This window comes from Chromobacterium sp., from assembly GCF_041912965.1.
Lineage (GTDB): Bacteria > Pseudomonadota > Gammaproteobacteria > Burkholderiales > Chromobacteriaceae > Chromobacterium > Chromobacterium aquaticum.
Genome location: NZ_JAYSGF010000029.1, coordinates 20213 through 33617, shown reverse-complemented (window position 1 = coordinate 33617; position 13405 = coordinate 20213). Strand labels below are relative to the sequence as shown.

Annotated in this window: 14 protein-coding genes; 7 read left to right on the top strand and 7 right to left on the bottom strand. The window is 64.5% G+C overall.

Translation table 11 applies throughout. The annotated features are described in order from the left end of the window. Positions 1–96 precede the first annotated feature (96 nt). From ACE3QM_RS15570 to ACE3QM_RS15560, 3 genes are read left to right on the top strand one after another with little or no spacing between them, the layout of a single operon-like run. Positions 97–1503 (top strand): MATE family efflux transporter, encoded by a 1407-nt coding sequence (locus ACE3QM_RS15570; protein ID WP_374423130.1) that lies wholly within the window; start codon positions 97–99, stop codon positions 1501–1503. Next, a complete protein-coding gene (gene murB, locus ACE3QM_RS15565) occupies positions 1500–2525 on the top strand; it encodes a UDP-N-acetylmuramate dehydrogenase (RefSeq protein WP_374423126.1) in 1026 nt (341 codons plus the stop codon). Before ACE3QM_RS15570 ends, murB begins: the two co-directional genes overlap by 4 nt. Positions 2526–2569: 44 nt before the next feature. Then, positions 2570–3187, top strand: coding sequence for an HAD family hydrolase (locus ACE3QM_RS15560; RefSeq protein ID WP_374423124.1), 618 nt, complete (start codon positions 2570–2572; stop codon positions 3185–3187). A 149-nt stretch (positions 3188–3336) separates the two neighbouring features. Here the strand turns inward: ACE3QM_RS15560 and ACE3QM_RS15555 are convergent, their stop codons facing one another. Together ACE3QM_RS15555 and ACE3QM_RS15550 are read right to left on the bottom strand one after the other, a co-directional pair. Continuing rightward, complete coding sequence (locus tag ACE3QM_RS15555) at positions 3337–3717, bottom strand: MAPEG family protein (RefSeq protein ID WP_374423122.1); 381 nt, start codon at positions 3715–3717, stop codon at positions 3337–3339. Between the two features lie 26 nt (positions 3718–3743). Then, entirely contained in the window at positions 3744–4418 is a 675-nt protein-coding gene (locus ACE3QM_RS15550; protein WP_374423120.1) for an energy-coupling factor ABC transporter permease, read from the bottom strand. Positions 4419–4517: 99 nt separating this feature from the next. Between ACE3QM_RS15550 and nadC the strand changes: the two genes are divergently transcribed. Both nadC and ACE3QM_RS15540 read left to right on the top strand, forming a co-directional pair. After that, positions 4518–5357 carry a carboxylating nicotinate-nucleotide diphosphorylase gene (gene nadC, locus ACE3QM_RS15545; RefSeq protein ID WP_374423117.1) on the top strand — a complete coding sequence of 280 codons (840 nt, stop codon included), beginning with the start codon at positions 4518–4520 and terminating at the stop codon, positions 5355–5357. 76 nt (positions 5358–5433) lie between these two features. Next, positions 5434–7314, top strand: a complete 1881-nt coding sequence (locus ACE3QM_RS15540; protein ID WP_374423115.1) for a diguanylate cyclase — start codon at positions 5434–5436, stop codon at positions 7312–7314. Here ACE3QM_RS15540 and ACE3QM_RS15535 read toward each other — a convergent pair. From ACE3QM_RS15535 to trxA, 3 genes are all read right to left on the bottom strand, one after another. Continuing rightward, positions 7292–7939 (bottom strand): CoA pyrophosphatase, encoded by a 648-nt coding sequence (locus ACE3QM_RS15535; protein WP_048407863.1) that lies wholly within the window; start codon positions 7937–7939, stop codon positions 7292–7294. The two genes, ACE3QM_RS15540 and ACE3QM_RS15535, sit on opposite strands and share 23 nt — an antisense overlap. 187 nt (positions 7940–8126) lie before the next feature. Further along, positions 8127–9383: a transcription termination factor Rho gene (gene rho, locus ACE3QM_RS15530; protein WP_048407862.1), complete on the bottom strand. Its 1257-nt coding sequence runs from the start codon at positions 9381–9383 to the stop codon at positions 8127–8129. 124 nt (positions 9384–9507) lie between these two features. Beyond that, on the bottom strand, positions 9508–9834 hold the full coding sequence (gene trxA / locus ACE3QM_RS15525) for a thioredoxin TrxA (protein WP_231464158.1): 327 nt from the start codon (positions 9832–9834) through the stop codon (positions 9508–9510). A gap of 212 nt (positions 9835–10046) precedes the next feature. Here trxA and fabI point away from each other — a divergent pair, with 212 nt between their 5' ends. Then, entirely contained in the window at positions 10047–10835 is a 789-nt protein-coding gene (gene fabI, locus ACE3QM_RS15520; RefSeq protein WP_374423112.1) for an enoyl-ACP reductase FabI, read from the top strand. A 124-nt stretch (positions 10836–10959) separates the two neighbouring features. Here the strand turns inward: fabI and ACE3QM_RS15515 are convergent, their stop codons facing one another. Continuing rightward, positions 10960–11355 (bottom strand): nuclear transport factor 2 family protein, encoded by a 396-nt coding sequence (locus ACE3QM_RS15515; RefSeq protein WP_374423110.1) that lies wholly within the window; start codon positions 11353–11355, stop codon positions 10960–10962. Between the two features lie 127 nt (positions 11356–11482). Here ACE3QM_RS15515 and ACE3QM_RS15510 point away from each other — a divergent pair, with 127 nt between their 5' ends. Further along, a complete protein-coding gene (locus ACE3QM_RS15510; RefSeq protein WP_048407858.1) occupies positions 11483–12238 on the top strand; it encodes an AraC family transcriptional regulator in 756 nt (251 codons plus the stop codon). On the opposite strand, the gene ACE3QM_RS15505 is transcribed toward ACE3QM_RS15510, so the two are convergent. Beyond that, on the bottom strand, positions 12216–13301 hold the full coding sequence (locus tag ACE3QM_RS15505) for a polyamine ABC transporter substrate-binding protein (RefSeq protein ID WP_374423108.1): 1086 nt from the start codon (positions 13299–13301) through the stop codon (positions 12216–12218). The genes ACE3QM_RS15510 and ACE3QM_RS15505 overlap by 23 nt on opposite strands. Positions 13302–13405: the final 104 nt, after the last annotated feature.

The window sequence follows — 13405 nt, the reverse complement described above, 5'->3', positions numbered from 1 at the left end:
ACACCATGCCGCCCCATTGTCATGGCGCGGCAAAGACAAGCTCGCCCCTCAGCCGGTATAATGGCCAGTTCTCCGTGCCATTTCAGCCCTACTCCCATGCTGTTTGAAATCAATCGCGCCCCGCGCGGGGCCGTGCTGCAGGAAGCCCGTCAAATCAGCCGGCTGGCGCTGCCGATGATGATCGCCCAGATCGCCCAGGTCGCCACCGCCTTCGTCGACACCGTGATGGCCGGCCGCGTCAGCACCGACGACCTGGCCGCCGTCTCGCTGGGCGCCAGCGTGTTCATCACCTTCTACGTCACGCTGATGGGCATCGTCACCGCGCTCAACCCCATCCTCGCTCACCAGCTGGGCGCCGGCGAGCACGACAAGTTCAAAGACACCGCGCGTCAGGGCCTGTGGTTCGGCCTGCTGATCGGCCTCCTCGGCGCGGCGATGATGGTGGCGCTGGAACCGGCGCTGCGGCTGTGGCTGCACCTGCCGCCGGAAGTCATCGACAAGGTGATGCTGTTCATCACCGGCGCCGCCGTGGGCATGCCGGCGGCGATGACCCACCGCGCGCTGCACGCCTACGCGTCCAGCCTGGGCCGGCCCAAGGCCATCATGGTGGTCAGCCTGCTGGCGCTGGCGCTGAACATACCGCTCAACTACATCCTGATCCACGGCCTGTTCGGCCTGCCCAAGCTGGGCGGCGCCGGCTGCGGCTGGGCCACCGGCATCGTGTTCTGGTTCAATTGCCTGGCGCTGCTCGCCTATGTCAGCTGGCACCGCAACTTCCGCCAGTTCCGGCTGCTGGAGCGGCTGCGCGGCCCGGACTGGCGCATGTACCGCGGCTTTCTGAAGCTGGGCGTGCCTATCGGCCTGTCCTTCTTCGTCGAAGTCAGCCTGTTCTCCTTCATCGCGCTGCTGATCGCAGAGCTGGGCACGGTGGTGGTGGCCACCCATCAATCAGTGCTCAATTTTTCCAGCATCATCTATATGCTGCCGCAGAGCGTGGCCACCGCGATGTCGGTGCGCGTCGGCCACCATGTCGGCGCCGGCGACTATCGCGCCGCCCGCTTCAGCTCCGGCGTAGGCCTGTTGCTGGGTCTGAGCATGGCCTTCTGCGCGATGCTGGTGGTGCTGCTGTTCCGCGAGCCCATCATGCGCATGTACACGCCGGACTCGCGCGTGATCGCGATGGGCGCCACCCTGCTGCTGTTCGCCGCCGTCTATCAATTGACCGACGCGGCCCAAACCATCGCCTCCGGCGCGCTGCGCGGCTACAAGCTGACCACGGTGCCGATGATCATTCACATCCTGTCGTTCTGGTGCGTCGGCCTGGGCCTGGGCATCACCCTGGGCCTCACCGACTGGCTGACCCCAAAACCCATGGGCGTGTTCGGTTTCTGGACCGCGCTGGTGATCAGCCTGAGCGTGGCCGCTCTGTTCCTGACCCGCTATCTGGCGGGCGAAAGCCGCCGCCGCCTGCATCGACAACTTCAAACGGAACCGGCGCCATGAGCCTGACCTTCTGCCACGACTATCCGCTCAAGCCGCTGAACACCTTCGGCATGGACGTGCGCGCGCGTGATTTTTGCCAGCTGGACACGCTGGCCGAGCTGCCGGCGCTGCTGGCCAGCCCGGCCTATCAAGCCGGCCCGGTGCTGTGGCTGGGCGGCGGCAGCAATCTGCTGTTCACTCGCGACTACCCCGGACTGGTGGTCAAATTGGCCCTCCGCGGCATCCGCTTGCTGGAACAGAACGGCGATGAAGTGATCGTCGAGGCCGCCGCCGGCGAAAACTGGCATGCCTTCGTGCTGCACACCCTGGAGCAGGGCTGCTACGGCCTGGAGAATCTGAGCCTGATTCCCGGCACCGTCGGCGCCAGCCCGATCCAGAACATCGGCGCCTACGGTGTCGAGGTCAAGGACCACATCCACCAGGTGATCTGCGCCGATCTTGAAAACGGCGGCGCGCCGCTGACGCTTTCCGCCGCCGAGTGCCGCTTCGGCTACCGCGACAGCGTGTTCAAGCACGAGGCCGCCGGCCGGCTGCTGGTCGTCGCGGTGCGTTTCCGCCTGTCGCGCGCGCCGCGCCTGCGCACCGGCTACGGCGACATCCAACAGGAACTGGCCGCAGCCGGCGTCACCACGCCCACGCCGCTCGACGTCAGCGCCGCCGTGGTCCGCATCCGCTCCAGCAAGCTGCCCAATCCGGCCCAACTGGGCAATGCCGGCAGCTTCTTCAAAAACCCCGTGGTGCCGACGGAACAGGCGCAAGCGCTGCTGGAACGCCATCCGGCGCTGCCGCACTACCCGGCCGCCGACGGCAAGACCAAGCTGGCCGCCGGCTGGCTGATCGATCAATGCGGGCTCAAGGGCCATCGCAACGGCGACGCCGGCGTGCACGCGCGCCAGGCGCTGGTGCTGGTCAACTACGGCGCCGCCAGCGGCGAACAGATGCGCGCGCTGGCCGCCAAGGTTCGCGCCGAGGTCAAACTGCGCTTTGGCGTGGAACTGGAGCCGGAGCCCATCATTCTATAAACCGTCGCGCGCAAGCGCGCCGGCGTTCAAGCAAGCGAGGCACAATGAACTCTTCTGTCGACATACTGGTGTTTGATCTGGGCGGGGTACTGGTGGACTGGGACGGCATCAACCCCTTGGTGAAGCTGTCCAATGGCAAGCTGGACAGCGAGCAGGCCAGGCTGTTCTGGATGAATACTCCGTGGATCGCCAAACTGGACACTGGCGCCTGCACGCCGGAAGCGTTCAGCGCCGCGATGGCGGACAGCCTGGGGCTGGACATGGACGCTGCGGAGATGACCGCGCAACTGGACAGCTGGCTGCAAGGCGCCTTCCCCGGCGCCGATGAAATGCTGGGCCAGTTGGCCAAACGGCACCGGCTGGCGGTGCTCAGCAACAATAATGCGCTGCACTGGGACAAGATCGAACGCGAGTTCGGCCTGTTGCACCATTTCGAGCGCTTGTTCGCCTCCCATCTGATCGGCCTGCGCAAGCCCGATGCCGCGGTCTACCAACACGTGCAGCGCGAACTGGACGTCGCGGCGGAACGCATCGCCTTTTTCGATGACAATATCGAATGCGTGGACGCCGCCCGCCGCGCCGGCTGGCAGGCCTTCCACACCAAGGGCCTGGACCAGGTGCAGGCCGCGCTGCGCGCCAACGGCTGGCTGGAAACCGTCTAACAAACCTGTTCAAAGTCTGCTGCGCTTCGTGAGACGTGGCACAGTGAGTACCGCTTCGGAATGCTCATTTACTACTTGTAAACTCCGCTTCCTCAGCTGTTTTCGCCTTTTCTCGCTCTTGCTCGCGCGCCTTTGAACAGGCTCTAAAGCTAGAACAGACCGCCGGCCTTGCAGAAGATCGCCACCACCGTCAGCAAGCCGATCAACCAGGACAGCGAGCGCAAGCTCGCCTGATCGGCCAGATACAGCAGGCCATGGGCGATCCGCGCCGCGATGAACACCGCGGCGGCGAGATTCAGGAAGGCCGGCGGCACATGCATTCCCCAGCCCACCAGCACCGCGGAGGCATAGGTCGGAAACGCCTCCCAGGCATTCTGCTGCGCCCAGTTGGCGCGCTGCCGGTAGCCGCCGACCTGTGCCATCGCTTCGCGCGGCTTGTGGTTATCCACGCGCGAACCGGCCTTGGCCACTCCGGCCCAGATCAGCGGCAGCAGCGCCGCCAACAAGATGCTCCATAACGCAAACGACATAACACTCTCCTCCAAATGTCCATCTATCAAGGCGCGCGGCGGCGGCGCCCAAGGTAACGGCCATCGTCAAACGTCGACATCCAGGCGGGCCGGTACACCACCAGCACCGCCGCCAGCAAGCCGGTGGTGAACGCCTCCGACCACGATAATAAAAAATAGAACGGCAGCGTTTCCTCCAGCAACTGGTCCCATGGATAGGCGCCGGCCAGACCCAGCGCCAGCAGGCCGCTCAGGCCGGCGGCGAACATGCCGGCGCCGCCGGCGAGAAAGCCGTTGACGAAGACATAGATGAACAGATTGCTGGGCAAGGCGCGCTGGCTCAAGCGCAGCGCGGCGCCGGACAGGGCCACCGGCGGCAACACCATGGTCAGCCAATTGATCCCCAGCGCCGCCGCGTCGGCCTGTCCGCCCAGCGCCAAGGCCAGCAAGGGCAGACTCAGCGCCAACAGCGCCAGCCACGGCCCCATCATCAGGGTGAACAGCCCGGCGCCCAGCAGATGAAAGGACAGCCCCGGCGCCAGGCCGCCGCGCAACAACCACAAGGCCAGCGCCAGCACGCAAGCGCCCATCCAGGCATTGCCGGCGGCCGGCGGCAGGCTGCGCCAGGCGACTCGCCGCGCCGCCAGCGCCAAAACGGCGGCCGCCGCGACATTGCTTGCGCCAAGCGCGATTGCGGGGAAAAACTGTGCGGGCAAATCCATGGCCTACCTGTCGCCAAATTATCCATTCAGAATGATACCAGAGCGCATGCCACCAAGATGCCGCATTCGGTACAATGGCGTTTTCTTGGAGAGCACCGTATGCCCGTTCTGCCCGCCCACCACTTGATCGCCCAGCAGGTCGCCGCCGCGCTGGCCGAAGACATCGGCCGCTGCGACTGGACCGCCCAGCTGATTCCAGAACGCGAGGACGGCGCGGCGCGCGTTATCGCGCGCGAGGCGGCCACGCTGTGCGGCCAGGCCTGGTTCGACGAATGCTTCCGCCAGGTGGACCCCCGTTGCCGGGTGGAATGGCTGGCGGCGGAAGGCGCCGAGTTCGCCGCCGGCGACGAGTTGTGCCGTATCGCCGGCCCGGCGCGCGCGCTGCTGACCGCGGAGCGCTCCGCGCTCAATTTCCTGCAGATCTTGTCCGCCGTCGCCAGTGAAACCCGCCGCTACGTCAATGCCGTGGCTGGCACCCGCTCCCGCATCCTGGACACCCGCAAAACCATGCCCGGCCTGCGGCTGGCGCAAAAATACGCGGTGACTGTGGGCGGCGGCGACAATCAGCGCATAGGCTTGTTCGACGGCATCCTGATCAAGGAAAACCACATCATGGCCGCCGGCGGCATCGCCGCCGCGCTGCAGGCCGCGCAGCGGCTGGCCCCGGCCGAGGTCAGCCTGCAGATCGAGGTGGAGACGTTGCAGCAGCTAGACGAAGCGCTGAGCCACGGCGCCAAGCTGGTGCTGCTGGACAATATGTCGCTGGAGCAAATGCGGGCGGCGGTGGCGCTCAGCGCCGGCCGCGCGCAATTGGAAGCCTCCGGCGGCGTGGATTTCGACAGCGTGCGCGCGATCGCGGAAACCGGCGTCGACCGCATTTCGGTGGGCAAGTTGACCAAGGACGTCCGCGCCGTCGATCTGTCGATGCGCTTCACCTGAACCGCGGGCGGGGCCGCCCTGTCGCCCCCGCTTGCCTAGCGCTATAACGGGTTCATAACTCCCAACCACGAGCGTCATGGACTTCCACCTCCGCAAACGGAACAAACGCCCGGCCCGCTACGCGATCTGGGGTTCCATCCTCTTTTTGTTCGGCACGCTGGCCATGGTGGGCCTGGAATTGCTCAACACCTACCGCCAGGAGGAGGAGAACGCGCTGCGGCAGGCCAGCGGCCTCAGCCAGCTGCTGGCGGAACGCCTGGCCGCCGGCATCAGCGAAGCCGGCCTGATCCTGCAAAGCAGCGGCCAGCTGCCGCAAGTGCAGACGCTGCTGCACACCGGAAAAAGCAGCGAGAGCGAACAGCAGAAGCTGTTCCAGCAGCTGCAGCTGCAACTGCAGCTGGCGCCCTATCTGAGCCAGATAGAAATCATAGACAGCGCCTGCCAGGCCATCTTCACCAGCCGCCAGGCCAATCAGGTACGCCAGCCGCACAATGAGTTCTGCCGCTGGCTGCACCGCAATGAAAACCCGGAAAACAACTACACCGCGGCCCAGCACAATCCCGAGCAGCACGGCATCGCGCTGGCCAGCAAGCTGCGCGACGACGAAGGCAACGTCATCGGCATGGCCACCGGCGTCATCGCCAGCAATTTCTTCCAGGACGAGGTTTCGCGCGTCACCGTCGGCGAGCACGGCGAAATTCTGGTGTTGGACCAGCGCCAGTTGATGGTGGCGCGCTGGCCCAAGCCGCCCAAGGGGCTGGAGCAGCAGCTCCGCCCGCTGCAACCCAGCAAGCTGTTCAGCCGCGATGGCGCTCAGGCACAATTCAGCGCCCCGTCCAATGTCGACGGCGCCACCCGGCTCTACAGTCAGAGCCAGACCGGCCGCTACCCCTTCCAGGTCGCGGTAGGCATCGCCCGCAAGGACTTCACCCGCACCGTGCAGGAAAAAGCCGTGCTGGCGCTGCTGGGTTGGCTGTTCATCGCCGGCATGACGCTGCTGGCGCTGCGCAACTACCTGTCCAATCTGCGTCAGCATGCACTGCTGAGCCGCAGTACCGACCTGATCCGCCAGAGCGAGGAAGAGGCCAAGCTGATCCTGGACACCGCGCCGCTGGCTCTGCTGCTGGTCAACCCCAGAACCCGGCGCATACAGCGCGGCAACGCGCTGGCGCGCGCAATGCTGCAACTGCCGCCACGCGCGCCCGACACCAAGGAGGATTCCGACATCCTCAATCTGCCGTTCCGGCTGCAGCCTCTGGAGCAGTGGCTGGAAGCCGGCAGGGAGATAGAAAGCCAGGAGATCGAGCTGGAGCTGGAAGATCAGAGCCGGCTCTGGGTGATTGTCTCGCTGCGCCCGCTGGGTGAGCGCTCGCCGCCGTCCACCCTGGTGGCGCTCTACGACATTTCCTCGCGCAAGCAGTTGGAACAGCAATTGCAGGAAAGCAATCAGCAGTTGAGCGAAATGGCCGCCACCGATCCGCTGACCCATTTGTACAACCGGCGCTACGCCGACATGATGCTGAAAGACGAGATCAGCCGCTGCGAACGCTATGGCCAGTCCATGACCATCGCGGTGTTCGATATCGACCACTTCAAACAATTCAACGACCGCCATGGTCACCAGGCCGGCGACAATGTGCTGGTGGCGGTGGCCAATGCGCTGACCGACACCACGCGCAACACCGACATCTGCGCGCGGGTCGGCGGCGAGGAATTCCTGGTGATTTTCCCCTGCACCCGCTTGCGCGATGCGCAGAAGGTGATGGAACGGGTGCAGGTGGTGCTGAGCCAGACCCGCTTCCCGCTGGTGGACCAGAGCGTGACCTTCAGCGGCGGGCTGACCGACTGGCGCCCGCACGACACGCCGGAATTGATGCTGGCGCGCGCCGACCGCCTGCTTTACGAGGCCAAGGTCGCCGGCCGCAACATCCTGTTCAACGATCTGGACATGATCTGAACGGCGGCGCGTCCTGCCCGGCCACGCCCAACGCGTCGGCCAGCAGCCACAACATCGCCGCGGTGGCGCCCCAGATTCGGTGGCGCTGCCAATCCAGCGACATATAGGCACGCAATTGGCCATCGTCACCGCGATGGCTGTGGCGCTGGTAGGCGCCGGTATCCATCAGCAACGGCAGCGGCGCCTCGAACACCTCGGCCACTTCCCCCGGCTCCGGATGCAGTTCGAACGGCGGCAGCACCATGCCCACCACCGGCGTGACCACGAAGCCGGTGATCGTCACATAATCGGGCAGCCTCCCCAGCAGGCGGACGCGGCCGGCCTCCAGCCCGGTTTCCTCCCAGGTTTCGCGCAGCGCGGCGCGCTCGGCCGAGCCATCCTCCCGCTCCAGCTTGCCGCCGGGAAAACTGACCTGGCCGCCATGCGCCGGCAGGTTTTCCGCGCGCCGGGTCAGCAATACAGTTGGCCCCTCCAGCCGCCACACCAGCGGCACCAGCACCGCCGCTGGCCGCAACCCGTCATCGGCCGGACGGTAACTCAAATCGCCCACCCTGCCGGTAAAGTCATAGCCGGACAGCCGACCGCTAATCCAGTCGGCAGCCTCTCCCGCCTCCATCGACCACATATTGTTGTCCCCTGCCCGTCCGCGCCGTCCAATGATTATGAGCAGCGGCGCCATTGCTCCATCTTAGGCCAAAGCGCGGCCGCGCAGGCACCGCCGCCACGGCTTTTAACAAAAAACTCCCACTTGCTGCGAGATGGACAAAAAAAATGCCAGGCTGGTAGCCTGGCATCCTTGTGAGCATTTCCGCTCAGCGGCGCATCGAGTCGAAGAATTGCTGGTTCGACTTGGTGGCCTTGATCTTGTCCTGCAGGAATTCCATCGCCTCCAGATCATCCATCGGGTAGAGCAGCTTGCGCAGCACCCAGATGCGTTGCAGCTGGTCCTGCGGAATCAGCAACTCTTCGCGGCGGGTGCCGGAACGGTTGATGTTCAGCGCCGGGAAGATGCGCTTCTCGGCCATGCGGCGTTCCAGATGGATTTCGCTGTTGCCGGTGCCCTTGAATTCCTCGTAGATCACATCGTCCATGCGGCTGCCGGTATCGATCAGCGCGGTGGCGATGATGGTCAGGCTGCCGCCCTCTTCCACATTGCGCGCAGCGCCGAAGAAGCGCTTCGGGCGCTGCAGCGCGTTGGCGTCCACGCCACCGGTCAGCACCTTGCCGGAGGCCGGCACCACGGTGTTGTAGGCGCGCGCCAGACGGGTGATGGAATCCAGCAGGATCACCACGTCCTTCTTGTGTTCCACCAGGCGCTTGGCCTTCTCGATCACCATCTCGGCTACTTGCACGTGGCGGGTGGCCGGCTCGTCGAAGGTGGAGGACACCACTTCGCCCTTGACCGAGCGTTGCATCTCGGTCACTTCTTCCGGGCGTTCGTCGATCAGCAGCACGATCAGCACCGCTTCCGGGTGATTGGCGGTGATGGCGTGAGCGATGTGCTGCAGCATCACGGTCTTGCCGGACTTGGGCGGTGCCACCAGCAGGCCGCGCTGACCCTTGCCGATCGGCGAGATCAGGTCGATGATGCGGCCGGTGATGTTTTCCTCGGCGCGAATCTCGCGTTCCAGCTTGAACTGCTCGGTGGGGAACAGCGGCGTCAGGTTCTCGAACAGAATCTTGTGCTTGGAGTTCTCCGGCGCCTCGCCGTTGACCTTGTCCACTTTGACCAGCGCGAAATAGCGTTCGCCATCCTTCGGGGTGCGGATCTCGCCTTCGATCGAATCGCCGGTATGCAGGTTGAAGCGACGAATCTGCGACGGGCTGACGTAGATGTCATCCGGGCCGGCCAGGTAGGAGGTGTCCGGGCTGCGCAGGAAACCGAAACCATCCGGCAGCACTTCCAGGGTACCTTCGCCAAAAATGCTTTCGCCTTTTTTGGCCTGGTTTTTCAACAACGCGAAGATCAAGTCCTGCTTGCGCAGTCGGTTGGCCCCGTCGATCTCGTTGGAAATGGCCATTTCAACGAGTTCGGAAACATGAAGATGTTTTAGATCAGATAAGTGCATAGCAGCCGTAGGTCGACTCGGTAACGATTTAGCGGAACGCTGAATTCGGAGGGTGGCGTAAAAAATGGAACGGGCAACGCGTCAATCGCTACCCGTTTTGAGATTTTGCTGGAGAATAGACGCTTTACAGTTGGCTGTCAACGAAGGCGGTCAACTGGCTCTTGGCCAGCGCCCCCACCTTGGTGGCGGCCACTTGGCCATCCTTGAAAATCATCAGCGTCGGGATGCCGCGGATGCCGAATTTCGGCGGCGTCAGCTCGTTCTGGTCGATGTTCAGCTTGACCACTTTCAGACGGCCTTCGTATTCCTTGGCCACTTCGTCCAGGATGGGAGCGATCATCTTGCACGGACCACACCACTCGGCCCAGTAGTCGACCAGCACCGGCAGGTCGGCTTTCAGCACATCGTTATCGAAACTGTCATCGCTTACGTGGTGAATAAGATCGCTCATGGTTTCCTCGCTATATATATTTGGCGCAACTGCTCAATTGATGTGTGATGGTAACAAGCACGGAGGACCGGGGCAACCGGAAATCCGGCGCCGAGCGCCCGCCGCGCGCTTCGCCATTTCCTTATATAGCATGCCCGCGCCCGACAATGCCGCTGCTGAAAACCCAAGGCTTCGGTATAATGCGCAGCTGTTTATCCCGAGAAGGACGCCAAATGGGCTTTCTGCAAGGCAAAAAGATTCTGATCACCGGCATGATCTCCAACCGCTCCATCGCCTACGGCATTGCCCAGGCCTGTCATCGCGAGGGCGCGGAACTGGCATTCACCTATGTGGTGGACAAGCTGGAAGACCGCGTGCGTGAAATGGCCGCCGACTTCGGTTCCAAGCTGGTTTTCCGCTGCGATGTGCAAAGCGACGAAGAAATCAACAAACTGTTTGCCGATCTGGGCAAGGAATGGGACGGCCTGGACGGCCTGGTGCACGCCATCGCCTTCGCCCCGCGCGAATCGCTGGAAGGCGATTTCCTGGACGCGCTGAGCCGCGAAGCATTCCAGACCGCTCATGAAGTTTCCGCCTACAGCTTCCCGGCGCTGGCCAAGGCCGCGCGCCCGATGATGCAAGGCCGCAACGCCGCGCTGCTGACCCTGTCCTACCTGGGCGCGGTGCGCGCGATCCCGAACTACAATGTGATGGGCCTGGCCAAGGCCAGCCTGGAAGCCTCGGTGCGCTTCATGGCCGCCAGCCTCGGCAAGGACGGCATCCGCGTCAACGGCATTTCCGCCGGCCCGATCAAGACCCTGGCCGCCGCCGGCATTTCCGGCTTCTCCAAGCTGCTGGCCATGGCCGCCGGCCAGTCCTGTCTGCGCCGCAACGTCACCACCGAGGAAGTGGGCAATACCGCCGCCTTCCTGCTGTCCAATCTGTCTTCCGGCATCACCGGCGAAATCACCTATGTCGACGCCGGCTTCAGCATCAATTCGCTGAACGTGCCCGAAGCCTGATTCAATCGCGCATCTGGAAATGGACCCGCCGGGTCCATTTTTTTTGCCCGCGCCCATGCACCTCCACTATTGCCCGCCCTAACCGCCCAAGCGCAGCAGGCTTTGAACGCCGGCCAAACTCGCATCAGTGCCGAGAGCCCAGATCCCTGTCCTCCCCCGTCCCGGCCAGCATATGCGTCAGTTCATCGCAGGCGACCACCCGGCCGTCGCGCACACGGAACTCGGCGATCACCAGCATGCGCACCTGGCTGCCATCCCGCTTGTCGGCGGCGACGAGATGGCGGGTGAACACGCATTCGCCCTGCTCCGCCCAACTCAGGATTTCAAGACCCACCCGGCCGCACGCCTGTTTCAGATGGCGCAGGTGCTTGACGAAATCAGCGTAATCCAGGCTACGCCCGTCCGCCTGCTGACGGTATTCGGGATGCACCAATTGCGCCAGCCTGGCTTCGTCCAGCTCCGGGCGCAGCAATGCGCATTCGAATAATTCGCGCACCAAGGCGATTGCGGTGTTCGACATAGTCACTCCTGTATCAATGGATAGAACGCGGCCGCCGGAACAGCCGCCGCGTGCCGCCAGTATCGCCGCGTCCCGCCATGACCCGTTATCGCTATAATGTCAATCAATATCTCAAATAGGCCAAAGCATGTTGCTCTCCGCCGCCCGCATCCGCCACGACGATGCCGATCCCGAAGCCTGGCACTGCCATGACAGCGGCCAGCTCAGCCTGCTGCGCCAAGGCGTGTTGAGCATAGCCACCGCCAACGGCCGCCTCTGGCTGCCGCCGGGCCACCTGGCCTGGATTCCGCCCGGCTTGCGCCACGCCTCACAGCGCCACGGCCCTATCGACGGCCTCAGCCTGCACTTCTCCGCCGCGGCCTGCTCCCGGCTGCCGGCCGATGCGCTGGCCATGACCTGCGACGCGCTGGCGCCAGCCATCATGCGGCGCGCGTTGGATTTCGCCGCGCCGCCAAGCGACCGCGAGCACAGGCTGCTGGAAATCTTGCTGGAGGAAGTGGCGGAATCGCCGCCGCTGCGGCTGACGCTGCCGCAGCCCAGCGACCCGCGCCTGCGCCGCATCGCCGCCGCGCTGACGCAAGCGCCAGACGATGCGCGCTCGCGCGACGCCTGGGCGCAATGGGCCGGCCTCAGCGGCCGCAATCTCAGCCGCCTGTTCCCGCAGGAAACCGGCCTCAGTTTCCAGGCCTGGCGCCGGCGACTAAGGCTGCTGAGCTCGCTGGAATTGCTGTCCGCCGGACAGCCGGTCGGCGTCGCGGCCTGGCGCTGCGGCTACGACAGCCCCAGCGCCTTCATCGCCGCCTTCCGCCAGGACTTCGGCTGCACACCCTCCCAGTTGCTGGCCCGGCGCCCGGACGCCTTCAGCGATAACTATTGTTCTTGAACTGATTGAACAGTCGCACCCGTTCACGTTGCAGCGCCGGCGGCACCCGCCCCTGGCTGCGCAGCCTGGCCATCGTCGCCGCGTCCGGATAGAGGTTGCGGTCCGCCGTCAGCGCGCGCTCCAGCAGCGGCCGCGTCGCCGGCAAGGCATTGGGGTAGAACAGCTCGTTGCTGATCTCCGCCATCACTTCCGGCCTCATCATGAAATCGATGAAGCGATGCGCATTGTCCGGATGCGGCGCGTCCTTGGGGATGGCGAAGGTGTCCATCCACAGCTCCGCCCCCTTGGACGACAGCAGGTAGCGGATCTTGCGCCGGCTCTTGGCCTCGCTCGCGCGACGCGCGGCGATGTAGGCGTCGCCGGAATAAATCATCGCCACGCAGACCTCGCCGTTAACCAAATCGTTGATGGGCGCGGAAGTGAACACCCGCACATGCGGCCGCGCCGCGCGCAGCAGGCCGGCGACGGCGGGCAAGTCTTCCGGCCGGTTCAAGGCCGGGTCCTTGCCCAGATAGATCAGCGCCTGCACCACCACCTGGCTGGGCGAGATCATCATGGCGATGCCGCAGCCGCTGAGCTTGGCCGCATAGGCGGGATCGAACAGCAGCGCCAGCGCGTCGGCCGGCAGCGGCTGACCACCCAGCGCCCGCCGCACCCGGTCTTCGTCTATGGCCACCGAGGAGGTGCCCCATAGATAGGGCACCGCGTGGCGGTTGCCGGGATCGGCGGCGGCCAGCCGTCGCAGCAGCGCCGGATCCAGCTGGCGATAATTGGGCAGCTTGGATTTATCCAGCGGCTGAAAAGCGCCAGCCGCCAGCTGATTGCCCAGAAAGCTCATCGACGGTCCCACCACATCGTAGCCGCTGCGGCCGGTCAACAACTTGCCCTGCAGGATTTCATTGCTGTCGTAAACATCGTAGCGGACCTTGATTCCAGTTTCGCGCTCGAAGCGCTGCAAGGTGCGCTGGCCTATGTAATGGCTCCAGTTGTAGACATTGAGCACATTCTGTTCCGCCGCCTGCGCGGCCAGCGCCCATATCGCCAGACACGTGCTCATCATCATGGCTCTCCGCATCGCTTCCCCTCCTTTAAGAGCGGCTAACAAAACGCCTGATGCTGCGTTGCGTCGGCGCGCCTTGCTCAGCCGTGAAACTGACTTTTGTTAGC